26 protein-coding genes and 1 riboswitch are annotated in these 26,166 nt (G+C 67.1%); of the genes, 13 read left to right on the top strand and 13 right to left on the bottom strand.

Going from position 1 to position 26,166, the window contains the following annotated elements; all coding sequences use genetic code 11:
- Positions 1-59: 59 nt before the first annotated feature.
- The 4 genes from ACTOWJ_RS08880 to ACTOWJ_RS08865 all read left to right on the top strand — a co-directional run bounded on the left by ACTOWJ_RS08880 (position 60) and on the right by ACTOWJ_RS08865 (position 3,213).
- Positions 60-803 carry a hypothetical protein gene (locus ACTOWJ_RS08880; RefSeq protein WP_441334240.1) on the top strand — a complete coding sequence of 248 codons (744 nt, stop codon included), beginning with the start codon at positions 60-62 and terminating at the stop codon, positions 801-803.
- Positions 800-1,765, top strand: a complete 966-nt coding sequence (locus tag ACTOWJ_RS08875) for an NAD-dependent epimerase/dehydratase family protein (protein WP_441334239.1) — start codon at positions 800-802, stop codon at positions 1,763-1,765. Before ACTOWJ_RS08880 ends, ACTOWJ_RS08875 begins: the two co-directional genes overlap by 4 nt.
- Before the next feature lie 374 nt (positions 1,766-2,139).
- Positions 2,140-2,865, top strand: a complete 726-nt coding sequence (locus ACTOWJ_RS08870) for a glycosyltransferase family 2 protein (protein WP_441334238.1) — start codon at positions 2,140-2,142, stop codon at positions 2,863-2,865.
- 12 nt (positions 2,866-2,877) lie between these two features.
- Entirely contained in the window at positions 2,878-3,213 is a 336-nt protein-coding gene (locus ACTOWJ_RS08865; protein ID WP_441334237.1) for a lipid-A-disaccharide synthase N-terminal domain-containing protein, read from the top strand.
- A gap of 12 nt (positions 3,214-3,225) precedes the next feature.
- Here ACTOWJ_RS08865 and ACTOWJ_RS08860 read toward each other — a convergent pair whose 3' ends face one another.
- Positions 3,226-3,621 (bottom strand): GFA family protein, encoded by a 396-nt coding sequence (locus ACTOWJ_RS08860; RefSeq protein ID WP_441334236.1) that lies wholly within the window; start codon positions 3,619-3,621, stop codon positions 3,226-3,228.
- A 319-nt stretch (positions 3,622-3,940) separates the two neighbouring features.
- Here ACTOWJ_RS08860 and rpmB point away from each other — a divergent pair, with 319 nt between their 5' ends.
- Together rpmB and rpmG are read left to right on the top strand one after the other, a co-directional pair.
- Positions 3,941-4,177, top strand: a complete 237-nt coding sequence (gene rpmB, locus ACTOWJ_RS08855) for a 50S ribosomal protein L28 (protein WP_441334235.1) — start codon at positions 3,941-3,943, stop codon at positions 4,175-4,177.
- A 13-nt stretch (positions 4,178-4,190) separates the two neighbouring features.
- On the top strand, positions 4,191-4,355 hold the full coding sequence (gene rpmG, locus ACTOWJ_RS08850) for a 50S ribosomal protein L33 (protein ID WP_031370656.1): 165 nt from the start codon (positions 4,191-4,193) through the stop codon (positions 4,353-4,355).
- A 492-nt stretch (positions 4,356-4,847) separates the two neighbouring features.
- On the opposite strand, the gene ACTOWJ_RS08845 is transcribed toward rpmG, so the two are convergent.
- Both ACTOWJ_RS08845 and ACTOWJ_RS08840 read right to left on the bottom strand, forming a co-directional pair.
- Complete coding sequence (locus tag ACTOWJ_RS08845) at positions 4,848-6,086, bottom strand: trypsin-like serine peptidase (protein WP_441334234.1); 1,239 nt, start codon at positions 6,084-6,086, stop codon at positions 4,848-4,850.
- 312 nt (positions 6,087-6,398) lie between these two features.
- Positions 6,399-7,652, bottom strand: a complete 1,254-nt coding sequence (locus ACTOWJ_RS08840) for a trypsin-like serine peptidase (protein ID WP_441334233.1) — start codon at positions 7,650-7,652, stop codon at positions 6,399-6,401.
- A gap of 539 nt (positions 7,653-8,191) precedes the next feature.
- On the opposite strand from ACTOWJ_RS08840, the gene ACTOWJ_RS08835 reads away from it, so the two are divergent.
- On the top strand, positions 8,192-11,674 hold the full coding sequence (locus ACTOWJ_RS08835; RefSeq protein WP_441334232.1) for a hybrid sensor histidine kinase/response regulator: 3,483 nt from the start codon (positions 8,192-8,194) through the stop codon (positions 11,672-11,674).
- Between the two features lie 57 nt (positions 11,675-11,731).
- On the top strand, positions 11,732-12,085 hold the full coding sequence (locus ACTOWJ_RS08830; protein WP_441334231.1) for a hypothetical protein: 354 nt from the start codon (positions 11,732-11,734) through the stop codon (positions 12,083-12,085).
- A gap of 74 nt (positions 12,086-12,159) precedes the next feature.
- Here the strand turns inward: ACTOWJ_RS08830 and ACTOWJ_RS08825 are convergent, their stop codons facing one another.
- Positions 12,160-12,384, bottom strand: coding sequence for a hypothetical protein (locus ACTOWJ_RS08825; RefSeq protein ID WP_441334230.1), 225 nt, complete (start codon positions 12,382-12,384; stop codon positions 12,160-12,162).
- A gap of 10 nt (positions 12,385-12,394) precedes the next feature.
- Positions 12,395-13,063, bottom strand: a complete 669-nt coding sequence (locus tag ACTOWJ_RS08820; protein WP_441334229.1) for a response regulator — start codon at positions 13,061-13,063, stop codon at positions 12,395-12,397.
- 164 nt (positions 13,064-13,227) lie between these two features.
- Here ACTOWJ_RS08820 and ACTOWJ_RS08815 point away from each other — a divergent pair, with 164 nt between their 5' ends.
- Positions 13,228-13,617, top strand: coding sequence for an endonuclease domain-containing protein (locus ACTOWJ_RS08815; protein WP_441334228.1), 390 nt, complete (start codon positions 13,228-13,230; stop codon positions 13,615-13,617).
- A gap of 260 nt (positions 13,618-13,877) precedes the next feature.
- Here ACTOWJ_RS08815 and acs read toward each other — a convergent pair whose 3' ends face one another.
- Entirely contained in the window at positions 13,878-15,830 is a 1,953-nt protein-coding gene (gene acs / locus ACTOWJ_RS08810; protein ID WP_441334227.1) for an acetate--CoA ligase, read from the bottom strand.
- A 278-nt stretch (positions 15,831-16,108) separates the two neighbouring features.
- On the opposite strand from acs, the gene ACTOWJ_RS08805 reads away from it, so the two are divergent.
- Positions 16,109-17,518 carry a DcaP family trimeric outer membrane transporter gene (locus ACTOWJ_RS08805; RefSeq protein ID WP_441334226.1) on the top strand — a complete coding sequence of 470 codons (1,410 nt, stop codon included), beginning with the start codon at positions 16,109-16,111 and terminating at the stop codon, positions 17,516-17,518.
- Positions 17,519-17,860: 342 nt separating this feature from the next.
- Entirely contained in the window at positions 17,861-19,525 is a 1,665-nt protein-coding gene (locus ACTOWJ_RS08800; RefSeq protein ID WP_441334225.1) for an MFS transporter, read from the top strand.
- Between the two features lie 361 nt (positions 19,526-19,886).
- Here the strand turns inward: ACTOWJ_RS08800 and ACTOWJ_RS08795 are convergent, their stop codons facing one another.
- Positions 19,887-20,492, bottom strand: coding sequence for a trimeric intracellular cation channel family protein (locus tag ACTOWJ_RS08795; RefSeq protein ID WP_441334224.1), 606 nt, complete (start codon positions 20,490-20,492; stop codon positions 19,887-19,889).
- A 163-nt stretch (positions 20,493-20,655) separates the two neighbouring features.
- Positions 20,656-20,763, bottom strand: a riboswitch (glycine riboswitch).
- A 206-nt stretch (positions 20,764-20,969) separates the two neighbouring features.
- Between ACTOWJ_RS08795 and ACTOWJ_RS08790 the strand changes: the two genes are divergently transcribed.
- On the top strand, positions 20,970-21,539 hold the full coding sequence (locus ACTOWJ_RS08790; protein WP_441334223.1) for an RNA polymerase sigma factor: 570 nt from the start codon (positions 20,970-20,972) through the stop codon (positions 21,537-21,539).
- Positions 21,536-22,039: a hypothetical protein gene (locus tag ACTOWJ_RS08785; RefSeq protein ID WP_441334222.1), complete on the top strand. Its 504-nt coding sequence runs from the start codon at positions 21,536-21,538 to the stop codon at positions 22,037-22,039. The genes ACTOWJ_RS08790 and ACTOWJ_RS08785 overlap by 4 nt, the downstream gene beginning before the upstream one ends.
- A gap of 304 nt (positions 22,040-22,343) precedes the next feature.
- Here the strand turns inward: ACTOWJ_RS08785 and ACTOWJ_RS08780 are convergent, their stop codons facing one another.
- The 6 genes from ACTOWJ_RS08780 to ACTOWJ_RS08755 all read right to left on the bottom strand — a co-directional run bounded on the left by ACTOWJ_RS08780 (position 22,344) and on the right by ACTOWJ_RS08755 (position 26,132).
- A complete protein-coding gene (locus ACTOWJ_RS08780) occupies positions 22,344-23,087 on the bottom strand; it encodes an ABC transporter ATP-binding protein (protein WP_441334221.1) in 744 nt (247 codons plus the stop codon).
- Positions 23,084-24,079 (bottom strand): hypothetical protein, encoded by a 996-nt coding sequence (locus tag ACTOWJ_RS08775; protein WP_441334220.1) that lies wholly within the window; start codon positions 24,077-24,079, stop codon positions 23,084-23,086. The genes ACTOWJ_RS08780 and ACTOWJ_RS08775 overlap by 4 nt, the downstream gene beginning before the upstream one ends.
- Positions 24,080-24,270: 191 nt before the next feature.
- Positions 24,271-25,089 carry a kanamycin nucleotidyltransferase C-terminal domain-containing protein gene (locus ACTOWJ_RS08770; RefSeq protein WP_441334219.1) on the bottom strand — a complete coding sequence of 273 codons (819 nt, stop codon included), beginning with the start codon at positions 25,087-25,089 and terminating at the stop codon, positions 24,271-24,273.
- A gap of 136 nt (positions 25,090-25,225) precedes the next feature.
- Positions 25,226-25,579, bottom strand: coding sequence for a hypothetical protein (locus ACTOWJ_RS08765; protein ID WP_441334218.1), 354 nt, complete (start codon positions 25,577-25,579; stop codon positions 25,226-25,228).
- Between the two features lie 134 nt (positions 25,580-25,713).
- A complete protein-coding gene (locus ACTOWJ_RS08760; RefSeq protein WP_441334217.1) occupies positions 25,714-25,887 on the bottom strand; it encodes a hypothetical protein in 174 nt (57 codons plus the stop codon).
- A gap of 74 nt (positions 25,888-25,961) precedes the next feature.
- Positions 25,962-26,132, bottom strand: a complete 171-nt coding sequence (locus ACTOWJ_RS08755; protein WP_441334216.1) for a hypothetical protein — start codon at positions 26,130-26,132, stop codon at positions 25,962-25,964.
- Positions 26,133-26,166 lie beyond the last annotated feature (34 nt).

Genomic DNA, 26,166 nt, shown 5'->3' with positions numbered 1-26,166 from the left:
GACGGCCGTGGCCGTCGCTGCGGCCGGCAGGCGCGTCCGGCCGACACGGAGGTTCCCGCATGCGCTCCACCTTGTTGCTCGCGGCATTGCAGGCGGCGGCACCGCCTGCGCTTGCTGAGGTGCCTTCACCGCCGCACGAGGAGGCCGCACCGCCGATGCAGCCGCCGCTGCACGCGCTCGGCCCGGCAGGGATGTTCGGGCCCGTTCCGATTCGATTGGAATGGGCCGATCCGCTGGCGCGGGTGATGGACCAGTTGCCGGAGTACCGGCCACCGCTGGCGATGCAGATGGCCGGGCCGCTGGACGTCCTGATACCGCTGCCGCCCGCCGAGTATGAAGATCCATTGGAGTGGGCCGACCCGCTGGCGCGTTCGACGCCCAAGCCGGACGCGTCCGCCCTCAAGCCGCCCCCGCTGCCCGTAGACACCGGACCGTTCCGCTGCCCGTTCCTGCCGGCCGGTTCGGGCCTGCAATGGGAGCTCGAAAACGGCCCCGATTTCGACGTCTGCTATGCGGTCGAGCGCGGCACGGCCAAGCGGGCCGACAAGCGGATCCGGATCGGCCTGTACTCGGGCCTGTACCCGAACTTCGAGCCGTTGTCGCGACAGATCCTCGCCGAGGGCCGGATCGACGGTCGTGCGGTGCGCTGGTTCCGTTCCAGCGGCGGCGCATACGCCCGCGAAACCTTGTTCTCGCCACGCAGTTCGCGCTATCGGTGGACCTTCCACGTGTGGATCGATGCAGCCAATGCAACGGAACTGCGCGACACTTTACGCATCGTCAGCCAGCTCTCCCTCGAATGACCATTCTCGTCACCGGCGCGGCCGGCTTCATCGGCGCCAACGTCTGCAAGGCCCTGCGCGCGCAAGGCCTCGAGGTCGTCGGCCTCGACAATTACAACGACTACTACGATCCGCAGATCAAGCGCGACCGCGTGGCCGCGCTGTGTCCGCAGGTGGACATCCGCGCGCTGGACCTGGGCGATCGCAACGGCCTGGCCGCGTTGTTCGATGAGTTCGCTTTCGAGCGCGTGGTGCATCTGGCCGCGCAGGCCGGCGTGCGTTATTCGCTGACCCATCCGCATGCCTACGTCGACAGCAACCTGGTCGGTTTCGTCAATCTGCTGGAGCTGTGCCGGCATCGCGGCGTGCAGCATCTGGCCTATGCCAGTTCGTCCTCGGTCTATGGCGATTCGGCGACCCCGCCGTTCTCCGAAGATCAACGCATCGATCAACCGCGTTCGCTGTACGCGGCGACCAAGGCCGCCAACGAGCTGATGGCGCACACCTACGCGCATCTGTACGGCCTGCGTTCGACCGGCCTGCGCTTTTTCACCGTCTACGGCCCCTGGGGCCGGCCGGACATGGCGCCGCTGCTGTTCTCGCGCGCGGTGCTGGCCGGGCGGCCGATCGATGTGTTCAACCACGGCAAGATGCGCCGCGACTTCACCTACATCGACGACATCGTCGCCGGCGTGCTCGGCGCGCTGCAGCATCCGCCCGAATCCGATCCGCCGCATCGGGTGTTCAACCTGGGCAACCACACCCCGGTCGAGCTGGAACGCTTCATTCAGGTCATCGAGACCGCCGCCGGGCGCCCGGCGCAGAAGGTCTACAAGCCGATGCAACCTGGCGACATGATCGAAACCATGGCCGACACCTCGCGCGCCCACGCCGCGTTCGGCTTCGAGCCGGCGACCGCGATCGAGACCGGATTGCCGCGCGTGGTCGCCTGGTGTCGTGACTATTTCGGCGACGATGTCTGATATTTTCGTCATTATCGGCCCATATAGCGCATTTTCGCCGACGTTCTCGAAATTCGGCCATGCCAGGACGGCCCGCGGCCACTGTGACCCGGGCACGCCGACATTTCGCTGACATCTGCGTATTCATAATCTGGCGGCGGCTTGTGTCGCCGCTCCGTTCACCCAGGTGCCGACGGGGGCTTAAGCTGAGACCCGCTTTGTGTGTCGCTGTGGCGACCGCCGCCTGATCACGCTTTAACACTCCAATGGTCAGATCGTCCCGGGTCGGGCTCGCGCCCCGCTCCGTTCCGGCCAGCTCGCCGTCATCGCATTCATCACTCCGCGCCGACAAGGGGCCGGGCTGAAATACCCCGTACTACCTAAGAGCTTCGTTCATGACGCAATCGCCGCAGCTGTCCATCGTCGTCCCGGTGTTCAACGAACAGGACAACGTCGCACCCTTGGTCCAGGAAATCGTCACCGCGCTGCGCGGGGTGGCCGATTTCGAGATCGTCTACGTCGACGACCATTCGCGCGATGGCACCCTGGCGGCGCTGGAAGCGCTGAAGGCCGGCGTGCCGGAGTTGCGGGTGCTGCACCACGTCACCCAAAGCGGCCAGAGCACGGCGGTGCGCAACGGCGTCAAGGCAGCGCGCGGCGCCTGGATCGCGACTCTGGACGGCGACGGCCAGAACGACCCGGCCGACATTCCCAAGCTGCTGGCCAAGCGCGCCGAGTCGGCGCCGGAGGTGAAGCTGTTCGCCGGCTGGCGGGTCAACCGCCAGGACTCGGGCAGCAAACGCTGGGCCTCCAAGTGGGCCAACGCGATCCGCAGCCGCATGCTGCGCGACGACACCCCCGACACCGGCTGCGGCATCAAGCTGTTCGAGCGCGCCGCGTTCCTGGAACTGCCGTACTTCGACCACATGCACCGCTACCTGCCCGCGCTGATGCAGCGCGCCGGGTGCAAGACCCTCAGCGTGCCGGTCAATCACCGTCCGCGTGGAGCCGGCGTGTCCAAGTACAACAACCTCAACCGCGCCCTGGTCGGCATCAGCGACCTGCGCGGCGTGGCCTGGCTGATCCGCCGCGGCAAGATCACCCAGATCGTCGAACGCTGAAGGCGCGCTCGCATGGACTTCATGAATTCGCCGATCTCCTGGCTGGCCTGGACCGGCCTGCACATGTCGCCGTGGAAGCTGATCGGCCTGATCGGCGCGCTGATGTTCGGCGGCCGCTGGCTGGTCCAGTTCATCGCCAGCAAGCGCCAGGGCAAGCCGGTGATCCCGCGCGCGTTCTGGTACATGAGCCTGATCGGCAGCGTGATGACCCTGAGCTACTTCGTGTTCTCGCAGAAGCAGGACTCGGTCGGGGTGATCCAGAACCTGTTCCCGGCCTTCACCGCGGCCTACAGCCTGTACCTGGACATCAAGCACCGCGGCTGGAAGCGCGACCGCGCCGATCACTGAGTCGCTGGCCGCTCAGTCGATGATCTCGCAACCTTCCGGCACCGCGACCCAACCCGAGCGTCGCTCGTCGTAGACCGACACCTGCGGCGGCGGGAAACCCGGGTCGGCGAACGCGCCGGCCGCGACCGTGACGAACGCCTCCAGCCCTTCGGCCCGCCAGTAGACGGTCGAACCACAGTTCGGACAGAAGCCGAACCGGGCCGAACTACCGCTGTCGCCTCGTCGCACGTATTCGCGCGACTCGCCTTCGATAGCCACCACCTCGCGCGGAAACCGCGCCTGCCAGCCGAACGCGCTGCCGGTGCGGCGCCGGCAGCACAGGCAATGACAGACCGAGACCCGCACCGGATCGCCTTCGCAGATCAGGCTCAACTGGCCACAGTCGCAAGATGCGGTGCGACGGTTCATGCGGATCTCCTTGCCGGGCTGGGAACTGGATAAGGGGCTCGCGGCCGTGCTCGGGAGAATATCGCGTCTTTCCGGCCACGCACCTGGATCGGGTCGCCAAGTGCTTGTTCCGGCTTGAATTTGCCGGCATAATACGCGGCTCGCTGTGTCCGGCCGCCCTTAGGGGCATCACCGGGCGGCCCTCGGAAGCGCGATTCCGGGCCGCCACGTACGGCGAGATTCCTTACCTGTATCGCGCGATGCCTGCTTTCGAAAGAACGCGGTGTCGGGGCCGCCGCCTCCCTGGCCAAGGGAAGCAAGACTCCTTTCGAGGTGCGTAATGTCCCGCGTATGCCAAGTATCGGGCAAGCGAACGACGGCTGGTAACAACGTCTCGCATGCCATGAACAAGACCCGCCGCCGTTTCATGCCCAACCTGCACGAGCGCCGCTTCTGGGTCGCCAGTGAGAACCGTTGGGTGAAGCTGCGCGTTTCCGCCCATGCCCTGCGCACCATCGACAAGAACGGTATCGATTCCGTCCTCGCCGAACTCCGCGCTCGCGGCGAAAAGATCTGAGGAGGATCGAACCATGGCTTCCAAGCGCGACAAGATCCGCCTGATCTCGACGGCGAACACCGGTCACTTCTACACGACCGACAAGAACAAGAAGAACACCCCGGCGAAGATGGAGGTCAAGAAGTACGACCCCGTCGTCCGCAAGCACGTGATCTATAAGGAAGGCAAGATCAAGTGAAGCAATGGCGCGTTTGCGCATAGCGCAAACGCCTGTGCCATTGCTTCATCCCCGCGAAGGCGGGGATCCAGAGTCTTCAGAAGCGAACCCGCCTATATGGCGGGTTTTCTTTTGCCTACACGTATTCCCTGCCCCACTTCGCAGCGCGTTTGCGCATAGCGCAAACGCCTGTGCCATTGCTTCATCCCCGCGAAGGCGGGGATCCAGAGTCTTCAGAAGCGAACCCGCCTATATGGCGGGTTTTCTTTTGCCCGAAGGTTTTGCTCAGAGCCAAGCGAAGCCTTCGGCAAAGTCTGTCGCGGCGGGTGTCGGGGCTGAAGCTCCCTCCGACAAAAGACCTGGCCGCATTTGGAAGGCAGGCAGTTTGCGCCGCCAGCGCGGTGTCGCGGTCGCGGCTCGCGCCGCTCCTACCGCCGGCGATCCGAGGCCACGAGGTCTGTTGTGGGAGGGGCTTCACCCCGACGCGTGCGATCCGATCGCGCCGCAGCCTCCTCAGGGCACCGTGTTGTTGAAGAACGATTTCACCTGCGGCCAGATCAACTGCATCTTCACTCCGCGATTGGGCGCCTGCGCATTGCAGTTGCCGCCGAAGTGATGCAAGGCCACGACTTTGTGCGAGGAACGCGCGAGCACCGGCGAACCCGAGTTGCCGCCCTCGGTGTCGCAGTAATAACCCGCGTCGGTGTCGGCGCCGTAACCGTCGGCATCGGCGTCGATGACCTTGCAACGGCCGCCGCCGTCGCGATCGCTGACCACCGACAGTTCCTTCATACGCGTATCGGGATGTCCGCTGATGTAGATCTCCTCGCCGACCACGGGCTTGCGCACGTCCAGGCTCAGATAGCCGAAGCTGGAAATGTTCGCGAAGTTCTTCACCGTCAGCAGGGTGTAGTCGAGCGTCTGGTCGGTCTTGAGCAACTTGTCGCCGGCCACCTTGGTCAACGCGCCGCTGGTGGTGCCGGCGCAGGTGGTCGCCTGGTAGTTGAACCAGAACTCCGAACCGGCCACGTCGGCGGCGCTGTCGAGGCAATGGTTGTTGGTGAAGATGCGGTTGTCGGCGCCGACCCGCCACGCCGTGCACCACTTGGTGCCGTTGAGCAGAATCAGCGCGACCGGCTTGGAACGCGCGACCGCGGTCGCGTCGCTGCTCGCGTAGCAAGCCACCGGACGGCTGTCTTTCACGCCGCAGATCGACTTGGTCGACGCGCCGCCGCCGAGCAATCCGGCTTCGCTCAATTCGCCCATCAGCTCCTGCGGGAAACCTTCGTCGTAACGCTGCACGCGCACGCCATGACGCGGCGACCACGGCTCGGTCGGCGTGCCGACCAATCGCAGCACCGCGGTGTTGCCGGCGATCGACATCGCGCCGAAACGGGTCTTGCCGTCTTCGCCGAGCGAAGCGTCGACGGTGTGGCGACCCAGATCGCCCTGGCGATAGCGATACACCTCGCTGCGCTGAGGATCGGACACTTCCAGCACCACGCCGGCAGGCAGATCGAACTGGGCGAAGTGAACCTTGATGAACGCCGCATCAGGCGTGCGGATTTCCACCGGCGCCGACCACGCCGACTTGGACAGGCCCAGATGCGCGCCCAGGCGCAGATCGGTCGCGCGCGTCTGGCCCGCGGTCGATGGCGCCGGGCGAGTGTCGTCGGCGAAGGCCGGCGAGGCCGACAGACAGGCGGCCAGCGCGAGGCCGAGCGCGCGCGGTACGGTGTTTGCGATAAGCATGTACGTTCTCCCTGGATCGCGATCCGGCGCTCACCGCGCAGCCGCAACGGCACGCAGGCGCCGCGCAAGAGATTGCACAGCGCCGACCGCGCACGGACGTGTCGGGCAACGTCGAAAACGTGAGAAAACGTGATCCCGATTGGATTCGCTCGACGGATGTGCGGAACTTGAATCGCCGCCGCAATGACGATGTGCGCGAGGTGTGAACGCATCGCGACGACACCGACGCGCGCGATCGCGATGCGCGCGATAACGAAAACCCGCCTGAATCAGGCGGGTTTTCGCATTCATCCGATCACACCGCGAACCGCTTCAGGGAATCACGCCACCGAAGTGGGTCGACACCTGCGGCCAGATCAGCGAGATCTTCGCGCCGGAATTGAAGCAACCGCCGAAGTGATGCAATGCGATCACCTTGCTGCTGGACCGGGCGATCACCGGCGAACCCGAACTGCCGCCTTCGGTATCGCAGTAATAGCCCACGTCGCTGTTGGGCGCGTTGCCGGTCACGCTGGGCGCGTCGACGCGGCATTTTCCGCCGCTGTTCTGGGTATCGGCGACGCTGAGCTCCTTCACCCGCCCGCCCGGATGGCCGGCGATGAAGATGCCTTCGTTGGCGACCGCCGCGCGCGGATCCAGACCGAGGAAGCCGAAACTCGAGATGGTGCTGAAGTTCTTGACCGTGAACAACGTGTAGTCGAGCGTGACATCGGTCTTGAGCATCTGGTCGCCGGCGACCTTGGTCACCGGCGCGGTGACGGTACCGGTGCAGGTGCTGCGCTGGTAGTTGAACCAGAACTCGGCGCCGGCCACGCCGGCGGCGCTGCTGATGCAATGGTTGTTGGTGAACATGCGATTGCTCGAACTCACCCGCCACGCGGTGCACAGGCTGCCGCCGCTCATCACCGCGCGCGCGACCGGCCTGGAGCCGTTGAAGGCCTGGGTGTCGCTGCTCGAATAGCTCGCCGCGTGCTGCTTGTTGTTGGTGCCGCAGATCGATTTGCCGCCGACATCGCCGCCGAGCAGGCCCTCGTTCTGCAGGTCCGGCAACATGTCTTCCGGATAGCCTTCCAGATAGCGCGACACCTTGACGCCGTGGTCGGTGCGCCAGGGCTCGCGTGCGGTACCGACCAGGCGCAGCACCGCGACCGGGCCGCTGATCGACATCGCCGAGAAACTGGTCTTGCCGTCCTGGCCCAGATCGGCGGCGACGGTGTGCGGACCCAGTTGCTGCGCGCTGTAGCGATAGACTTCGCGGCCGTCGGGGCTGGCGACTTCCAGGCTCACGCCCGCCGGCAGCGAAAAACGATCGAAGTGCACCTTGATGAAGGACGCATCGGCCGTGCGAATCTCGACCGGCGCGGTGCCGGCGCGACCCACGCGGCCGGGTTGCGCGCCCAGGCGCAGGTCGATGCTGCGCTGGTCGGCGATCTTCAGCGGCGCGGGAGCGGCCGGTTCGGCCTGCGCGAGCGCGGTGGCTGGAAGCGCCAGACACAGTGCGCTGGCCAGCAGCGCGGGCGCGAACAACTTCGAAGATCCGTCTTTAATTGAATATCCGTACTTCATTCGCAGTTCCCTCCAGGGATCGGTGACGGCGCGAAATCAACGGAAACGATGGCACGCGCGTATCCGCACCGCGCGTGCGGTGGAGATGCGTGGCGATTGCTGCGCCGTGAGATGGGTTGAGGTGGCGCGCGCCGAGGACATGAAGGTCTGCGCGCGCGGCCGACACTGGCAAATACGCGGCAGCGAAACCGTGACTGCGGTGGATTCCACCGCGGCGCGGTGCGGAAGCTTGATCGGCCGCTCAGCGCGATTGTGCGGGGCGTGGGCGGTGTTCAGGCGGCGGCGACGCGGCGGTCGCGAAGATGACGCAGGGCAGCACGGTGCGGTGCCGATGCGCGAGATGCCTCGGTCCAAGCGCCCTCATCCGCCCTCCGGGCACCTTCTCCCGCAAGCGGGAGAAGGGAGGAGCGCAAGCGCTTGTAACCCCTCGTGCTCGGGTGCTTGAAGCCCCTCTCCCGCTTGCGGGAGAGGGGTTGGGGTGAGGGCCCGCCGCCGAAGCCGTACACTCGTCCCACTTCACCTGAACCCGAACCGCGCCCTTGATCCCCGGTTGGATCCTGCTGTTGGTATCGGCCGGCTACGTCGGCCTGCTGTTCGCCGTCGCCTATTACGGCGACCAGCGCGAACGCTCGCCGCGCGCGCGCTGGCTGCGCACCGCGGTGTATTCGCTCGCCCTGGCCGTGTACTGCTCGTCGTGGACCTTCTACGGCGCGGTCGGCACCGCCGCGCGCACCGGGCTGGGGTTCTTGCCGATCTACCTGGGTCCGCTGCTGATGCTGATGTTCGGCTGGCGCATCCTCGAGCGGCTGGTGCTGATTTCCGGCGAGCACCGGATCGTCTCGATCGCCGATTTCCTGTCCTCGCGCTACGGCCGCGCGCCCGGCCTGGCCGCGCTGGTCGCCGCGGTCGCGTTGACCGCGGCGGTGCCCTACGTCGCCCTGCAGTTCAAGGCCGTGGCGATGAGCGTGGAAGTGCTGGCGGGCATACCGGCCGATTCGGGCCTGTTCGCCGACCCGGCGTTCTACGTCGCGATGATGCTGGCGGTGTTCGCGATCCTGTTCGGCACGCGCCGGGTCGATGCGACCGAACACCACCACGGCATGGTGCTGGCGGTGGCGCTGGAATCGCTGGTCAAGCTGATCGCCTTCATCGCCATCGGCGTGTTCGCGATGATCCATCTGCCCGGCCTGGGCAGTTATCCGGAACGGGTCGAACAAGCCGCGCGGGTAGTCATGCAGCCGGGCCTGCCGGCCGGCTTCGTGACCCAGACGCTGCTGGCGTTCACCGCCATCATCTGCCTGCCGCGCCAGTTCCACGTGGCCGTGGTCGAATGCCAGGACCCCAACGATCTGCGTTCGGCGCGCTGGCTGTTCGGCGGCTACCTGATCCTGATCAGCCTGTTGGTGGTGCCGATCACCCTGACCGGCCAGGCCGCGCTCGGCGGCAGCGGCGTGTCGCCGGACACCTACGTGCTGGCGCTGCCGCTGCAGTTCGATCAGCAGGCCTTGGCCTTGGTGGTCTACATCGGCGGCTTCTCGGCCGCCACCGGCATGGTCATCGTGTCTTCGGTCGCGCTGTCGACCATGGTCAGCAACGATCTGGTGATGCCGCTGCTGTTGCGCAGCGGCGTGCTGCACGAAGGCGCGCCGCACCAGAGCCCGGGCATCGACCGGCAGGTGTTGTGGGTGCGTCGGGTGACCATCGTGCTGCTGGCGCTGATGGCCTACACCTACCACCGCGGTTCGATCGGCGCCAACGGTCTGGCCCAGCACGGCCTGCTCGCGTTCGCCGCGGTCGCGCAGTTCGCGCCGGCCTTGATCGGCGGTTTGTACTGGCGCGGCGCCAGCCGCTCGGGCGCGGTCGCCGGTTTGTTCGCCGGCACCGTGGTGTGGATCTACACCCTGCTGCTGCCGGCCTTGGCGCGCGGCGGCTGGATCGCCGACGGCTGGATCGCGACCGGCCCGCTCGACATCGGCTGGCTGCGTCCGGAGCAGTTGTTCGGTCTGGTCGGCTGGGACGGACTGACCCACGGCACGTTCTGGTCGATGCTGTTCAACATCGGCGCGTTCCTGTTCGTCTCGGTGCGCCAGCGTCCGCGCCTGCAGGAACAACTGCTGGCCGCGCCATTTCTCGATCCCTACGTGCGCCGTCCCGCGCTCGGCCCCGGCGGCTGGGCCGGCAGCGTGCGCGGCGGCGAATTGCTGGCGCTGGCCGAACGCATCGTCGGCGAGCGCCACGCGCGCCGCGCCTTCGTCGATTACGCACGCCAGCAAGGCGGCGAATGGCTGCCCGAACAACCCGCCGACCGCGCCCTGGCGCAGTTCACCGAACGCCTGCTCGCCGCGGCGATCGGCGCGGCCTCTGCACGTCTGACCCTGACCAGCGCGCTGCGCGGTTCGGGCATGGAACTGGGCGAGGTGGTCGCGCTGCTCGACGAGGCCAATCAGGAACTGCGCTTCAACCGGCAAGTGCTGTCGACCACGCTGGAGAACATCAGCCAGGGCGTCAGCGTGGTCGATCCGGAAATGCGGCTGGTGGCGTGGAATCGCCGCTATCAGGAACTGTTCGGTTATCCCGACGGCATGTTGTACGTCGGCCGGCCCGTCGCCGATCTGCTGCGCTGGAACGCCGAACGCGGCGAGATGGGCGCGGGCCCGCTCGATGAAGACACCATCAGCGAACTGGTGCGCCGCCGCCTGGCCCACTTGCGCGCCGGCGCGCCGCACGTGTTCGAGCGCGTGCGCGCCAACGGCCAGGTGATCGAGATGGTCGGCCGGCCGCTGATCGGCGGCGGCTACGTCACCAGCTACAGCGACGTCACCGACTACAAGCGCGCCGAACGCGCGCTGCGCGAGGCCAACGAAACCCTGGAGCAACGCGTCGAACAACGCACCCAGGAAGCCGAGTCCGCGCAACAGTCCAAGACCCGCTTCCTGGCCGCGGTGAGCCACGACGTGCTGCAACCGCTCAACGCCGCGCGCCTGTTCACCACCGCGCTGCGCGAAAGCGACGACCCCGGCGAACAACGCCGCCTGGCCGAACGCGTCGACGCCTCGCTGCGCGCGGCCGAGGATCTGCTCGACGGGCTGTTGGACATCTCGCGCCTGGACGCGGGCGCGCTGCGTCCGGAACCGGCCGATCTGGATGCCGGCGAACTGCTGCGCGAACTGGCCGCGCAGTACGCGCCCAGCGCCTCCGGCCGCGGCCTGCAATTGCGCGTGCGCGCACCGGCGCTGCCGATGTCGGTACGCAGCGATCGCCGCCTGCTGCGCCGCGCGCTGCAGAACTTCCTCGCCAACGCGTTGCGCTACACCCGCGAAGGCGGCGTGCTGATGGCCGCGCGCGCGCGGCCGTACGAGGGCCGGGTCGAACTGCAGGTGTGGGACACCGGCCCGGGCATTCCCGAGCACCATCTGGAACAGATCTTCGACGAGTTCCGCCGCTTCGACCAACCCGGCGCCGGCGGCGAGCGCGGCCTCGGCCTGGGCTTGTCGATCTGTCAGCGCATCGCCCGCACCCTGGATCATCCGTTGCGGGTGCGTTCGCAGATCGGCTACGGCAGCGTGTTCTCGATCTCGGTGCCGTGCGGACAACCGCTGCGCGCGGCCGCGCCGCAGGAATCGGCGCATCCCACCCTGGGCGATTCGCTGGCCGGGCTGCGCGTGCTGTGCATCGACAACGATCGCGAGATTCTCGACGGCATGCGCGCGCTTCTGGACCGCTGGGGCGCGAACGCGCTGTTGGCGGCGACGGTCGACGATGCGCTGGCGTTGCTCGATCAAAATCCCGACGTGGCCTTGGTCGATTACCACCTGCACGACCGGCTCGACGGACTGGCCACGATCGAGGCGCTGCGCGAACGCCTCGGCGCGCCGCTGCCGGCCGCGCTGCTGACCGGCGACGGCAGCGACGCGCTCAAGCACGCCGCGCGCGAACGCGGCTGCCGGGTGCTGACCAAGCCGATCAAGCCCGCTTCGCTGCGCGCCTTCCTCGCCGCACAGCGGCCGACCGCGCGGGTCTGACGGCATGCGTTTGCGCTTGAACGGCCCCGCTACTCGATCAAGGACGCTGCGACCGCGATGGCCTCGACCGCGTTACTGATCGGCCTCGCCGCCGTGGCGCTGGGCGGTGCATTGATCGCGATGATTCGTTCGCGCTCGCGGCGTCACGATGCGTCCTTGGCGCCGCCGCCGTTCGAAGCCGATCCGCCCTGGCACGAAGTGCTGGATGTCGCCCGCGACGCCGACCGCGAAAGCATCGACGCCGCCCATCAGGCCCGCCGTGCCGAACACGCGCCCGAACGAATCGCGCGGCAAGGAGCCAAGGCGCGCCAGCAGACGCAGCTGCGGGTCATGCAGATCGACCGCGCGTATGCCGCGGCGATGCGGGAGTTGGGTTTAGGCCGCGATCGATCCGATCCGGACGATCGTTGACCATGGTCCGGGCGCCGGCATCGGAATAGCGCCGGCGCAAGCGAAAGCCACACGACAGCCGAATCCTGAAGCCCTCAAGCCTCCTGCCAACTCACCGACACTTCGCCGCCGGACCGCTGGATACAGCACTCGAACGAGAATCCGCCCGGATCGAGCGCGCCGGACGTCTCGAACACACCCGGCCGGATTTGCTGCTCCCGGTGCTTGCCGCGCCGATAGGCCGCCTCGATGCGCCGCGCATCCGCGGCGGTCAGGCCGGCCCACATCGGTTCGCGGTGCTGCAGCGGTGCGCCAGCCATGGCGGCGCGATCAATCCACCTCTTCCGGCGGCGGCACGATCGCTCCCGGATCCAGCGCCAGGCGCCCGGCGATCAGCACCGCCTGGGTGCGGTTGTTGGCGCCCAGCTTGCGCAGGATCGCGGTCACGTGCGCTTTCACCGTCGCCTCGGATACGCCGAGTTCGTAGCCGATCTGCTTGTTGAGCAGGCCGGCGCCGAGCATCTGCAGCACCCGGAACTGCTGCGGGGTGAGATCGCGCAGGCGCTGCGCGGCGTCGTGTTCTTCCGCATTGGCGGCCGGGGCGGCGAGCGCCGCGGCCGGCGCCCAGCGGTCGCCGTCGAGCACGCGGATCAACGCTTCGCCCAAGGTGGCGGCGTCGGCGGATTTGGGAATGAAGCCGACCGCGCCGTGATCGAGCGCGCGGCGCATCGTCGCCGGCTCCTCGCGCGCGGACACCACCACGATGGGCAGTTGCGGGTGCAGCGCGCGCAAGTGCACCAACGCGCTGAAGCCTTGTGCGCCGGGCATGTTGAGATCGAGCAGCAGCAGGTCGGCGTCGGATTCGGCCTCGACCAGGGCGTACAGCGCGTCGACGCTGTCAGCCTCGCGCAGCGCCGCATCGGGCAGCACTCGCGCGACCGCGCCGCGCAAGGCTTCGCGGAACAGCGGGTGGTCGTCGGCGATCAGCAAAGTAGGCATGGGGCGGGCCTGTTGGGCGATGCGACTCGGCGGTCACGTTCGGCGCCGGCACGAGCCGGTCCGACGGTGGGCGATGCACCGACGAGTCAGAAGAGCCTGATCTTACGTCCGCAGGGGGCGAAGTCCGCTATTGGACGATGGGTGAAGGTGGGTGAAATGCGGGGATGCGGCCGTATGAACGAGTTCTCAAAAATCCTTCCCGACGCTTGCGCCGCGGACTCAGCGCAGCCGAGGCGCGACTGTGGTTCCTGGTACCTCGCCAGCAGGTACTGGGAGTGCCGTTTTATCGGCAAAAGCCTTTGCTGGGTTACATCGTGGACTTCTATGCGCCAGCGGCGGGGTTGGTGATCGAGGTGGACGGAGCGCAGCATTTGACCCAATCCGGCCGGATCGCCGACTCGCGACGCACGTCGGATCTGGAACGGTTGGGGCTGGTGGTGATCCGCTTCGACAACTTGCAGGTGTTGAACGAAACGGTGGCGGTGATGGAAGAGATTTATCGGGTGGTGCGCGGGCGGCTGGAGGAAAAGGCCGGAGCTGAGAGCAAAAGCTGAATCCCCCCTGGCCCCCCTTTTTCAAAGGGGGGAACAGCAGGAGCAGGAGCAGAGCTTCCAGAGCTTCCAGAGCTTCCAGAGCTTCCAGAGCTTCCAGAGCTTCCAGAGCTTCCAGAGCTTCAGTGCAGCCAACACCCCTAAGCGATATCCCACAACCCCATTCCCCACCTACCGGGTTCCCCCCTTTGAAAAAGGGGGGCCAGGGGGGATTTGCTGTTGCTGTTACTGATGTTGCTGCGGCCATTCCAACCGCGGAAACCTCACTTCCCAAGCCGCTCGTTCACCAGACTCTCCACCACCGACGGGTCGGCCAAGGTGCTGGTATCGCCCAACTGGTCCGGCGCGTTCTCGGCGATCTTGCGCAGAATGCGTCGCATGATCTTGCCCGAACGCGTCTTCGGCAGCCCTGGCGCCCATTGCAGATGGTCGGGCGTGGCGATCGGACCGATTTCCTTGCGCACCCAGGCCACCAGTTCCTTGCGCAACTCGTCGCTCTGCGCTTCGCCGGCGATCAGGGTGACGTAGGCGTAGATGCCCTGCCCCTTGAGCTCGTGCGGGAAGCCGACCACCGCCGCTTCGGCGACCTTGGGATGGGAGACCAGCGCGCTCTCGACCTCGGCCGTGCCGATGCGGTGACCGCTGACGTTGATGACGTCGTCGACGCGGCCGGTGATCCAGTAATACCCGTCGGCGTCGCGGCGGCAGCCGTCGCCGGTGAAGTAATTGCCGGGATAGGTCTTGAAATAGGTTTCGATGAAACGCGGGTGATCGCCGTAGACCGTGCGCATCTGGCCCGGCCAGGAATCGGTCAGCACCAGATTGCCTTCGGCCTCGCCTTCGAGCACGCCGCCGTTGGCGTCGACCAGCGCCGGCTGCACGCCGAAGAAGGGCTTGGTCGCCGAACCGGGCTTGAGATCGATCGCGCCGGCCAGCGGGGTGATCATGATGCCGCCGGTTTCGGTCTGCCACCAGGTGTCGACGATCGGGCAACGCGAATCGCCGACCACCTCGTAATACCAGCGCCAGGCTTCGGGATTGATCGGCTCGCCGACCGTGCCGAGCAGGCGCAGCGAGGCGCGCGAGGTCTTCTTGACCGGTTCGTCGCCATCGCGCATCAACGCGCGGATCGCGGTCGGCGCGGTGTAGAAGATCGTGACCTGGTGTTTGTCGATCACGTTCCAGAAGCGCGACACGTCCGGATAGTTGGGCACGCCCTCGAACACCAGCGCGGTGGCGCCGTTGGCGAGCGGGCCGTAGACGATGTAGCTGTGGCCGGTGACCCAACCCACGTCGGCGGTGCACCAGTAGACATCGTCCTCGCGCAGATCGAACACCGCTTCGTGGGTGAACGCGGCGTAGGTCAGATACCCGCCGGTGGTGTGCAGCACGCCCTTGGGCTTGCCGGTGCTGCCGGAGGTGTAGAGGATGAACAACGGGTCTTCCGCGTTCATGCGTTCGGGTTCGCAGGTGTCGGGCTGGCCCTCGACCACCGCGTCGTACCAGCGGTCGCGCGGCATCTGCATGTCGACCGGGGCACCGGTGTGGCGCACCACCAGCACGGTTTCGACCGAGTGGGTGCCCGGCAGCTTCAGCGCTGCGTCGACGTTGGCCTTGAGCGGGATCTTCTTGCCGCCACGCAGGCCTTCGTCGGAGGTGATGACCAGTTTGCTGGCGCAGTCGGCGATGCGGTCGGCGATCGAATTGGGCGCGAACCCGCCGAACACCACCGAATGGATCGCGCCCACCCGCGCGCAGGCCAGCATCGCCACCACCGCCTCGGGAATCATCGGCAGGTAAATCGTGATGCGATCGCCTTTCTTGACGCCCAGGTTGCGCAGCGCATTGGCCAAGCGGCATACCCGCGCATGCAGTTCGCGGTAGCTGACCGGCTCGGCCGGCAGGTTCGGATTGTCGTGCTCGAACAGCAGCGCGGTCTTGTCGCCGCGCGTGGCCAAGTGCCGGTCCAGGCAGTTGACGCTGGCGTTGAGCTCGCCGTCCTCGTACCACTTGATGCGGAAATCGCTCAGGTCGTAGCTGACGTTCTTGATCTTGGTCGGCGCCTTGTACCACTCCAGCCGCTGCGCGATGCGCCCCCAGAAGCCGTCGGGATCGCTCACCGATTCGGCGTACTGACGCTCATAGTCGGCGCGCGCATACCGGGACTTGGCGGCGAACGCCTCGTCGATGGGATAGACGCTGGCGGGATGGCTCATGAATGGCTCCGGGAAGGCCGTGATCAGGAATTGGGGGATTCGGGAGGCGATGCAAGGCGGTAACAATAGCGCCTGTCCGGCGGATCCCGAATCCCCGATCGCGGCCCTTCAGTGTGCCGCAACGCAACAAGCGCGGTGGACCCGGGTATTTAGACCTTGGTCGTAAGCCGCGCAGACAGGTCGCCCTTTTCGACCAATGGCGAATGGTGAGATACCGGCACCGGCGCGCAGGCTGGCTGCGGCCGCACCGTTCGGGCGGCGTTCCTTGGGAGGGAATCATGACTTGCTCTAGCGTGCTCACACGCAGCGCCGCACCGCGCGCGACGATCCGCCGGCGACCGCTGGCCTCGGCCCTGCTGGTCGCCTTGCTGCTGCCCGGTATGGCCTTGGCCCAGACCGCGAAAGAAAAAGAACTCGAAGCGCGCGTCGCCGACCTCGAGCGCATGGTCCAGCAACTGGTATCGCAACAGCAGCAAGTCCAGACCCAGGTCACCGAGGTCAAGGCCGCGCAAGCCGCCGCGCCCGCAGTAGCGGCCACGCCGGTCAAGAATCCGATCCAGTCCACCACCATCAGCACCGCCGGCAATCCGGGCACGCGTTTCAGCTACGGCGGTTTCATCAAGCTCGACAGCGCGGTCACCTCGACCAACGACGGCGATATCGCCGACGGCTCGGTCGGCCGGCTGTTCTACGTGCCCAAGGCCATCCCGGTCGGCGGCGGCAACGCGAAAGAAGGCAGTGCCGACACCGACATGGGCGCGAACTTCTCGCGCTTCTGGTTTGCCGCCGACACCGACCTGGAAAGCGGCGACAAGCTCAAGGGCTATCTGGAATTCGATCTGTTCGGCGGCGGCTCGACCGCCTTCACTGGCAACGAGATCGCCACCAACACCTATGCGCTGACCCTGCGCCACGCCTACGTGACCTGGAACAAGTGGCTGGCCGGTCAGACCTGGTCGAACTTCCAGGACGCCAACGCGCTGCCGGACACGGTCGACTTCCTCGGCCCGACCGAAGGCACGGTGTTCGTCCGCCAGGCGCAGTTGCGTTACACCAGCGGGCCGTGGTCGTTCTCGATCGAAAACCCGGAAACCGTCTACACCCCGTTCCGCGGCAACATGGCGCAGGTGGCAGGCGACGACGGCGCGGTGCCCGACGTGACCGCGCGCTACACCGCCAAGGGCGACTGGGGTCACTTCAGCGTCGGCGCGCTGGCGCGTCAGCTCAAGTACCAGACCGGACGCATCAACGATTCCAACACCGGCTACGGCATCAGTGTGTCGGGCAAGTGGAACCTCGGCGCCCGCGACGATCTGCGCTACATGGTCACCACCGGCAGCGGCATCGGCCGCTACATCGGCCTGGCGCTCAACAACGACGCGGTGCTCGACGGCGCCGGCGATCTGGAGAACATCGACCTGATCTCCGGCTTCGTCGGCTGGCGCCATGTGTTCAGCCCGAAGCTGCGCGGCAACCTGTTCTACTCGCGCGCCGAATACGACAACAAGACCGCGCTCACCGGCCTTGGCATCACCAAGTCGGCGCAGTCCGCGCACGTCAACCTGATCTACACCCCGATTCCGAAGCTCGACATCGGCGCGGAATACATCTGGGGCCAGCGCGAGATCGAAAGCGGCGACAAGGGCGAGTTGAATCGTTTGCAGACGCATGTGAAGTACAGCTTCTGATTTTTCGATGACGCATACGGTCGCGAGTCTCCCTCCCACCGTCATTCCCGCGAAAGCGGGAATCCAGTGACTTCAAACGTTCTCGCACGAAAGGCACTGGATTCCCGCTTTCGCGGGAATGACGGCGGGAGGGTTCAGTGACGGCCTGGAGGGTTCGCGGCAAAGCGTTCCAATCCCTGATCTCCGCTTCGCCGGAATTACCGACTGGACGTTTTGCGATCGAATCATCAATCGCCCTGCCACCGCACCATTCTTCTTTCTTTGAAATCCGCACCAGCAGTCGATTAGAAACAAACCCGGCGGGCCTTAGACCGCTCCTTCCCACTGTTCGGGGGAACAGACATGTCCAGCACTGCAGCCAACGCGACGCCGTCCACCGCGTCGCTTACCAAAGGCCATAAAAAGGTCATCTTCGCCTCAAGCCTGGGCACCGTGTTCGAGTGGTACGACTTCTATCTGTACGGCTCGCTCGCGGTCATCATCGGCAAGCAGTTCTTCGGCGGCTTGAACGAGACCAGCCAGTTCATCTTCGCCCTGCTCGCCTTCGCCGCCGGTTTCGCGGTGCGGCCGTTCGGCGCGCTGGTGTTCGGACGTCTGGGCGACATGATCGGGCGCAAGTACACCTTCCTGGTCACCATCGTCATCATGGGCCTGGCGACCTTCCTGGTCGGCATCCTGCCCAGTTACGAAACCCTGGGCATCGCCGCGCCGATCATCCTGATCACGCTGCGTTTGCTGCAGGGCCTGGCGCTGGGCGGCGAGTACGGCGGCGCGGCGACCTACGTCGCCGAGCACGCGCCCAACGGCAAGCGCGGCCTGTACACCAGCTTCATCCAGACCACCGCGACCCTGGGTCTGTTCATGTCGCTGCTGGTGATCTGGGCCTGCCGCAACTTCCTGGGCAAGGACGATTTCGAATCCTGGGGCTGGCGCATTCCGTTCTGGGTGTCGGTGCTGCTGCTCGGCGTGTCGGTGTGGATCCGCCTGCAGTTGGCCGAATCGCCGCTGTTCCAGCAGATGAAGGCCGAGGGCAAGACCTCCAAGGCGCCGATCACCGAGAGCTTCTTCTCCAGCAACGGCAAGATCGCCCTGCTCGCCCTGCTCGGCGCGACCGCGGGCCAGGCGGTGGTGTGGTACGGCGGACAGTTCTATTCGCTGTTCTTCCTGACCAAGACCTTGGGCATGGATCCCAACCAGGCCGACATCCTGATCGCGATCGCCTTGGCCCTGGCCACCGGCGGTTTCATCCTGTTCGGCTGGCTGTCGGACAAGATCGGCCGCAAGAAGATCGTCCTGGCCGGTTGCCTGATCGCGGTGTTCACCTACTTCCCGGTGTTCAAGGCGCTCACCCATAACGTCAATCCGGCGTTGGAAGCCGCGGTCGCCGCATCGCCGGTCACCGTGACCGCCGATCCGGAACGTTGCGCGTTCCAGTTCGACCCGGTCGGCAAGGCGACCTTCAAGCAGTCGTGCGACATCATCAAGTCGGCGCTGGCGAAGAAGGGCATTCCCTACGTCAACGCACCCGGCGCGGCCGGCAGCGTGGCCACCGTCAGCATCGGCGGTGCCAGCCTGACCAGCTTCGAAGGCGAAGCGCTCGACAGCGCCACGTTCAAGACCCAGTCCGAGGCGTTCGGCAAGCAGCTCACCGAGGCATTGAAGACCGCCAGCTACCCGGCCAAGGCCGATCCGGCGCAGATCAACAAGCCGATGGTAATCGCGCTGCTGACCTTCCTGGTGCTGCTGGTGACCATGGTCTACGGCCCGATCGCCGCCTGGCTGGTCGAACTGTTCCCGACCCGCATCCGCTACACCTCGATGTCGCTGCCCTACCACATCGGCAATGGCTGGTTCGGCGGCTTCCTGCCGTTCACCGCGTTCGCCATCGTCGCCGCGACCGGCAACATCTACAGCGGCCTGTGGTATCCGATCATCGTCGCCTCGATGACGGTGGTGATCGGCGCGCTGTTCCTGCCGGAAACCAAGGATCGCGATATCACCTTGTAAGGCTTCGATCCGCTCCACGTCTTACGCGACGCCGGCCTTGCGCCGGCGTCGTCGTTTCCGCTTCGCCGCCTTCGCCGCTGATCTAGAATCCGCCGATGGAATCGCTGCCACCCTGCTGACGCGGGTCCGCGCCTGCGCCGTGTGCGCCGCGCATCTGCCGCACGGCCCGCGGCCGGTACTGCGGACCCGCTGCAAACTGACCGAAGAGCCTCGGACCTGTCGATCTTCCTACAAAAGCCCGAAGTCTTTTGTGGGAGGGCCTTCAGGCCCGACTGCCGCATCCGCCGCGGACTGACCGAAGAGCGCCGGACCTGAAACGCTTCCTGCAAAGAACTCCGTCGCGACGCATCGAAGCGGTCATTCACTGATAGACGAACTTCGGCATCTCCCACTCGTAGCGAATCGCCAGCAAGCGCAGTGCGAAGCCCGCACCCAGGCAGATCAGCACCGCGGTGTTTTCGGCCACGCCCAGATACAGCAGCGCCAGATACGCCACGCCGGTCAACAGCGAAATCACCGCATACAACTCGCGCTGGAACACCAGCGGAATCTCGTTGCACAGCACATCGCGCAGCACGCCGCCGAAGGCGCCGGTGAGCATGCCGGCGATCACCACGATCGCCGGCTGATGCCCGCCTTCGCGCGCGACCGCGCAGCCGATCAGGGTGAAGGCGATCAGGCCCAGCGCATCCAGCCACAGGAAAGTACGGCGCAGATAGTGCAGCTTCTTGGCCAGGAAGGTCGCCGCGATCGCCGCGCCGATGGTGTAGCCCAGATACTCGGGATGGCGCACCCAACCCAGCGGGTAATGGCCGAGCACGATATCGCGCAACGAACCGCCGCCCAGCGCGGTCACGCTGGCGATGATGACCACGCCGAACAGATCCATGCGCCGGCGGCCGGCGGACAACGCGCCGGTCATGGCTTCGGCGCTGATGGCGATGAGGTAGATGATTTGCAGTAGCACGGCGAGAGACTCCGTCGGATCCAGGCGGGAAACCGCGGCGACGGCAGCGAAGACGGACGGCGAAGGCGGCGAAGGCCATCGCGGGCGAGCGTACCCGCGGCACGGGCCGCGCGTCGCGCGTCGCGCGAATGCGCTGTCGTCTCCGAGGCCTGAGCCGCGGCGCCGCTCCCGCTGTCCTTTTACCTGAGAGTTTGGGCGGCCCGACGCTCGCGCCGGCGACCGCTTGCCCCTTCGGTGGGCCGCATGGCGGCCTCTCTCCAGATCGGCGATGTCGTTGCAGTGTTCCGGCCTGACGGCCGAGCCTGAGCGATTATGGGAGCCTGCGCCTTCGGCGGGCAGCGGCCATGGGCCGGCGCCACTCTTCTGCGAACGGGCGCATGGTAGCAGTTGCCGGAGCCGCCGGCCCGCCGCCGCGGGTGGCGCGAACCTTTTCCGCCGGATCGCGACTACAGGATCGAACCCCATCGGAATCGCGCTTTGAATCAGCCCGCTGCCGCCGCCGACCACGACGATCCCCGCTACGACGAGTGGCTGGCGGTGCGCTGCCAACTCGGCGAGCGCGAGGCGTTCGACGCGCTGGTCCGGCGCTGGCACGGACCGATCCGCGGCTATGCGCGGCGCTTGTGCGGCGAGGACGAACTCGCCGACGAGATCGCCCAGGACACCTGGTTGCGGGTGCTGCGCGGCATGCCCGGATTGCGCGATGCCGCGCGCTTGCGCGCCTGGCTGTTCGGCATCGCCCGGCGCGCGGCGATGGACCGCTTGCGTGGGCGTTACGCCGAACCCGCGCACGAGCACGAACTCGATTCCATCTCCGGAGAAGACCCCGCGCCGGAGCAGACGATGGACCTGGAGCTGCTGCAACGCGGGTTGCACCGGTTGCCTGCGATGGAGCGCGAAGTACTGAGCCTGCACTACCTGCAGGGCCTGGCCCTGGACGAGATCGCGCAAGTGCTGGAGCGGCCGCTGGGCACGGTCAAATCGCGGCTGCACCGCGCGCGCGGACGGCTGCGCCATCAATTCGACACCGAGGGAAGCTCGCGATGAACACTGATGCCCCGGCGCACACCGACGCAGCATTGCCGCCGGCCCTGCGCGAACTGCTCGAACGCGAACTCAGTCCCGCCGCGCGCGGCGCCCATGTCGGCCTGTTGCTGCTCGCCGCCGCGGCCAGCGCCGCATTGGCTGCGTTGTGGCTGACCGAACCGGCGCTGGCCGCGCGCACCCAGGCGGGGTTCGCGTTGTTGCTGGCGATCAATCTGTCGTGGTGCGTCTATGCGCTGTGGGCGCTGCGCCACCGGCGCGTGCTGTACGCGCGCCACCGCCTGATCGCCGCGCGCATGGCCTCCGCGTTCTGCGCGCTCTACAGCCTGGGCGCGTTCGCTCTGGCGATGCTGGGCGGCCTGAGCGCGGGCTGGTTCGCCGGCCTGATCGGCCTGGGCATGACCGGCGTGGCCGCAGCCTTGCAACTGCGCGCACGACGTCATTACGCCGGATTGCAACAACGGCGCGCGGAGCTCGAACGCGCTTTCGGCCCATCGCCCTGAGCTGGACCGACGCCACCGGCCGTAGGAGCGGCGCAAGCCGCGACCGCGACATCTGGCTTGCGACGCAAACAGCCAGTCCGCGTTCGCGGCTTGCGCCGCTCCTACCGTCGGACTTCGATCATCGCGGCAGCCTGGGGGCCGTCACTGCGGATCGGCGCGAATCGCATCGAATTCATCGCCCCGTCGTTCGCGGATTAATGCCACCCCTGTAGGAGCGGCGCAAGCCGCGACCGCGACATCGCAGATTCGACGTAAGCCACGGTTCGCGTTCGCGGCTTGCGCCGCTCCTACCGTCGGACTTCGGTCAAAGCGACGACTCGGGATCGGCCAACGCCTCGACCATCGACTGCTCCAACGATCGCCGCGGATCGGCGCGGATCGCGTCGAGTTCGTCGGCCCGCCACTGGCGACGCAGGCGGCCGTCCATCAGCAGCACGGCGCGGGTGATGAATCGTTCGGCCACGTCGAGCGAATGGGTCGCCAACAGCACGGTGGTGCCGCGTTCGCGCGCGAGCTGTTGCAGGTGGCGCTTGAGCGCGTAGGCGCTGAGCGGATCCAGACCGTTGAGCGGCTCGTCCAGCACCAGCAGCGGCGGCTCGCCGAGCAGGCCCAGCGCGATCGCCAGTTTCTGTCGCGTGCCCAGCGAGTATTGGCCGATTCGGCGATCCAGCATCGGCATCAACGACAAGGTGTCCGCCAATGCCAGAGTGGCCGCGGGAATTTCGCTCAGGCCGCGCGCGCCGGCGAACAGGCGCAGACACTCGCGGCCGCTGAGCAGCGGCGGCAGGCGCGCCGGATCGACCGCGAATCCGAGCAAACGCTTGGCCGGCAACGGCGCGCGCACGATGTCGTGGCCGCCGATCAACACCCGCCCGCCGCCGGGCCGCTGAATGCCGGCCAGGCAATGCAGCAAGGTGGTCTTGCCCGAACCGTTGGGGCCGATCAACGCGGCGAATTCGCCGGCCGGCAGCCCCAGATCGATGCCGTGCAGCACGGCGTGCTCGTCGTAGCGATGCTGCAGTTGTTGCAGTTCGAGAACGAAGTTCATCGCGGCGCCGATCGGTGGAGGAAGCGCAGCGCGGACAGCGCCGGCAGGCACAGCACGGTCAGAATCGCCAGCAACACCGGCGCGGCGCGCCAGCTCAGCGACAACAGCGCGCTGCCGGCGGCAGCGAACGCCGTCGTGCAGGCGAACGCGAACGCCGGATAGCGCCAGGCCGCGCGCGCCAGCGCATGCGGCTCGCGCGGCGCGCTGGTCAGCAAGCTCTCCGCATCGACGGTCGCGGCGGCGCAGGACTGCACCACCAGGCTGAACCAGGCCAGCGCGATCGCGATCAGCAACACGCCCGCGCCGCTGGCCGCGGCGGTGGAACTGGGCAGGGCCAGCAGCACCGCGCCGATCATCCAGGCGTGGCCGCCGCGGCGCCAGCGCAGCAGGGCTTCGCGGCGTTGCCAATCGCTCAGATGCGGCAGCCGCGCGTCGTCGAGCCAACGCAGGCCGAACAACGGCTGGCGCGCGCCTTCGCGGGTGCGCCGCGCCGGATGACGGCGATGGCGCAAGGCCGAGATCAGTCCCAGCCCGGTGCCCACCGCCACGCCCGTCTCCACGATCGCGCAGGCGCCGCGCCAGACCTCGCCGCCGCCGCCGAACGCGGCCAACACCAGCGCCACGATCGCCATCGCCGCCAGGCCGGCGACCAGCGCCAGCAAGATCAGCGTGCGCGTGGCGCGCGCCGGCTCGATCGGCGCGGCCGCCCACCAGCCATGGCGCAGCGTGTCGTCGAGCGCGATCAAGCGCCCGCGCGCCAGCGCATAGGCGAAGGCGATCGCAAGCAGACCGAACGGCAGCGGCAATTGCGCGATCAACCGCGGCAGCGCCGCCGGCAAGGCCGCGGTCTCCTCGCTCCACAGCCGCAAGCCGACCGGCACGGCGATGCACGAAGCCAGCGCCAACGCGCGCAACCGCCATCCACGCCAATCGCCGCCGCGCACGACGGCAAGACGGGCTTCGTATAGCCACGGATGGAGCAACATCGGCATGAGCGGGCTCGGAGGAAGACGGTCACTACGCGCAACGCGGCCGGCCGCGGAAACCGGACCGCGCCGCCGGTCCCACCATCGTTATCGTCGCAAACCCGGGAATCCAGTGCCTTTTGGTACGGTTGCCTTTGCCGATGGGCGCCTGTGAAAGCGGGCACCGGAGTCGCTGCCGAACCTGCGGCAGCCGAATCTCAGCGCTGTCCCGCCACGCAGCGCAGCAGCAGCGCCGGATCCAGCGCGACTTCGCCGGCCCAGGCCTGCAGGCCTGCCCAGACCCGCTCCACCGCCGCGGTCGCCGCCATTTCGTCGCTCAGATCGCCGTGCGCGACGAGCTTGAACAGCGCCGCCGAGCCGTCCGGCGCGGGCAGGTCGGCGGCTTCATCGAACATCGTGCCGGCCGATACGAACACATGGCGTTCGGCCAGGCCGACCAGGCAAGCCAGATACCGGGCGAACTCGCCGACCAGCAAGGCCAAGGGTTTGCGCGCATAACGATTGCGCAGCTTGCCGAGCAATTCGTACAACTCGCCGACCACCACCTCGGCCATCGCCCGATCCACTTGCGCATCGTCGGGATGCGCGGCCAGCGAGCGCAGCGTTTCGACCAAGGTGCCGTGGTCCGGCGCGATCCACAGCGCGCGCGCATGCACGAACTGGCCGTGACTGACCGCCCAGTGCTCGTCGACCTCGCGCGCCAACGCTTCCACCGCGGTGCGCGACATCAGATTGACCTCGGCCTTGCCGCGGCCGTGCACCCACTCCAGGGACAGATCGAAGTCCTCGCCGAAGGCGCCGTCGTCGAGCACCGCCCACAGTTCGATGTCCGAATACGGGCCGTCGGTGTCGCGCGCGGTCGAGCCGTACAAGGCCACCGCGAGCAGGCGCTCGCCGTGACGTTGGCGCAATTGTTCGACCACCTCGTCGACGAGTTCGCGGCGTTGTTCGCCGGTGATCGATTGCGGGCCTGCGAACAGACTGTCCAGCTCGCCCTGAGGCAGTGCGTATTCCATAGCCGGCTAGTAGACACCCGGCGCGCGGATGCGGCAATTGCGCGATCCAGGCATTGCGACGTGCGGCGGAGAATCGGTTGGTGCTGGGCTTGTCATCGGCGTGTCGCACGCCGTCGCCGAAGCCGCGTGCGCGGCATTACTGCGGCGGCGAGGCCAGTTCGCGCGCGTCGAGCCAACCGTCGTGGTTGCGATCCTGCTTGCGAAAACGCTCGGCCAAGGTCTGCCGGTGCTGCTCCCGAGTCAATGCCGCGCTCGCGCCGCGCCCACGGGCCGGCTGTTCCTGCGCGTCGAGCACGCCGTCGCGGTTGGCGTCCATCGCATCGAAGGCGTAGCTCAACCAATCCTGGTACTCGCCCAGCGCGATCTTGCCGTCGCCGTCGGTGTCCATGCGCGAGAGATAGTCGCCGGTGGACGTCACCGCCTGCGCGGCCGCGATCGCGGGGCACGACAGGCAAAGGCAGAACGCGAACGCAATCGGTACCTGGCGCATGGCGGATCGGCGGCGGGGGATGGCGCAGCCTGACGCGGCGGCGACGCGCGGGCAAGAGGCTTTATCCGAACCCGGTCGCGACCCTCGCGCCGAAATGCCGCGCGGCCCGAGCGGGCCGCGCGGCGGTACTGCGATCAGCGGTCGTCCACGCAGCACGCCAGACGGCTACCGCCGAACTGACAGCCGGCCTTGGGCGCGCAGCCCTCGGCGTATTGGCGATCGGCCTGGGCCGCGCCGAAGCCCAGGCCCGCGGCGAACAGCGCGAGGAACAACAGTTGCTTGATACGGCGATGGGACTGCGACTTCATCGTGAGCTCTCCTTGGATCGACGATGACCGGCCTTGCACCGGCCGTGTTCCTTACAGGTCGCTTGCCCGGGCACTCACTCCGGTACGCAGCAGAACACCCAGCCGCCGCCGAAGTCGCAGCCCGGCCAGGGCTGGCACGCGACGCCGGCGCCGTTGTCGGCGTGGGCGATACCGAAGCCGGCCGCGGCGGCGAACACCGCGGCGAAAACCATTGCGTTGTAACGCTTCATCCTGAACATCTTCATCGCAATCTCCTTGATGTGCGAAAACCGGCGAGCG

The organism is Lysobacter sp. CA199, from assembly GCF_052078715.1.
Classification (GTDB): Bacteria; Pseudomonadota; Gammaproteobacteria; order Xanthomonadales; family Xanthomonadaceae; genus Lysobacter.
This window is presented reverse-complemented; position numbering and strand designations above follow the sequence as displayed.

Coding starts and splice junctions, on each gene's coding strand:
- ACTOWJ_RS08860 (WP_441334236.1), bottom strand. CDS start 3,621: ATGAACCGTCGCACCGCATCTTGCGACTGTGGCCAGTTGAGCCTGATC.
- ACTOWJ_RS08845 (WP_441334234.1), bottom strand. CDS start 6,086: ATGCTTATCGCAAACACCGTACCGCGCGCGCTCGGCCTCGCGCTGGCC.
- ACTOWJ_RS08755 (WP_441334216.1), bottom strand. CDS start 26,132: ATGAAGATGTTCAGGATGAAGCGTTACAACGCAATGGTTTTCGCCGCG.
- ACTOWJ_RS08765 (WP_441334218.1), bottom strand. CDS start 25,579: ATGCGCCAGGTACCGATTGCGTTCGCGTTCTGCCTTTGCCTGTCGTGC.
- ACTOWJ_RS08840 (WP_441334233.1), bottom strand. CDS start 7,652: ATGAAGTACGGATATTCAATTAAAGACGGATCTTCGAAGTTGTTCGCG.
- ACTOWJ_RS08865 (WP_441334237.1), top strand. CDS start 2,878: ATGGACTTCATGAATTCGCCGATCTCCTGGCTGGCCTGGACCGGCCTG.
- ACTOWJ_RS08770 (WP_441334219.1), bottom strand. CDS start 25,089: ATGGAATACGCACTGCCTCAGGGCGAGCTGGACAGTCTGTTCGCAGGC.
- ACTOWJ_RS08780 (WP_441334221.1), bottom strand. CDS start 23,087: ATGAACTTCGTTCTCGAACTGCAACAACTGCAGCATCGCTACGACGAG.
- ACTOWJ_RS08800 (WP_441334225.1), top strand. CDS start 17,861: ATGTCCAGCACTGCAGCCAACGCGACGCCGTCCACCGCGTCGCTTACC.
- ACTOWJ_RS08830 (WP_441334231.1), top strand. CDS start 11,732: ATGGCCTCGACCGCGTTACTGATCGGCCTCGCCGCCGTGGCGCTGGGC.
- ACTOWJ_RS08760 (WP_441334217.1), bottom strand. CDS start 25,887: ATGAAGTCGCAGTCCCATCGCCGTATCAAGCAACTGTTGTTCCTCGCG.
- ACTOWJ_RS08805 (WP_441334226.1), top strand. CDS start 16,109: ATGACTTGCTCTAGCGTGCTCACACGCAGCGCCGCACCGCGCGCGACG.
- rpmG (WP_031370656.1), top strand. CDS start 4,191: ATGGCTTCCAAGCGCGACAAGATCCGCCTGATCTCGACGGCGAACACC.
- ACTOWJ_RS08870 (WP_441334238.1), top strand. CDS start 2,140: ATGACGCAATCGCCGCAGCTGTCCATCGTCGTCCCGGTGTTCAACGAA.
- ACTOWJ_RS08785 (WP_441334222.1), top strand. CDS start 21,536: ATGAACACTGATGCCCCGGCGCACACCGACGCAGCATTGCCGCCGGCC.
- ACTOWJ_RS08880 (WP_441334240.1), top strand. CDS start 60: ATGCGCTCCACCTTGTTGCTCGCGGCATTGCAGGCGGCGGCACCGCCT.
- ACTOWJ_RS08875 (WP_441334239.1), top strand. CDS start 800: ATGACCATTCTCGTCACCGGCGCGGCCGGCTTCATCGGCGCCAACGTC.
- acs (WP_441334227.1), bottom strand. CDS start 15,830: ATGAGCCATCCCGCCAGCGTCTATCCCATCGACGAGGCGTTCGCCGCC.
- ACTOWJ_RS08820 (WP_441334229.1), bottom strand. CDS start 13,063: ATGCCTACTTTGCTGATCGCCGACGACCACCCGCTGTTCCGCGAAGCC.
- ACTOWJ_RS08815 (WP_441334228.1), top strand. CDS start 13,228: ATGCGGCCGTATGAACGAGTTCTCAAAAATCCTTCCCGACGCTTGCGC.
- ACTOWJ_RS08825 (WP_441334230.1), bottom strand. CDS start 12,384: ATGGCTGGCGCACCGCTGCAGCACCGCGAACCGATGTGGGCCGGCCTG.
- rpmB (WP_441334235.1), top strand. CDS start 3,941: ATGTCCCGCGTATGCCAAGTATCGGGCAAGCGAACGACGGCTGGTAAC.
- ACTOWJ_RS08775 (WP_441334220.1), bottom strand. CDS start 24,079: ATGCCGATGTTGCTCCATCCGTGGCTATACGAAGCCCGTCTTGCCGTC.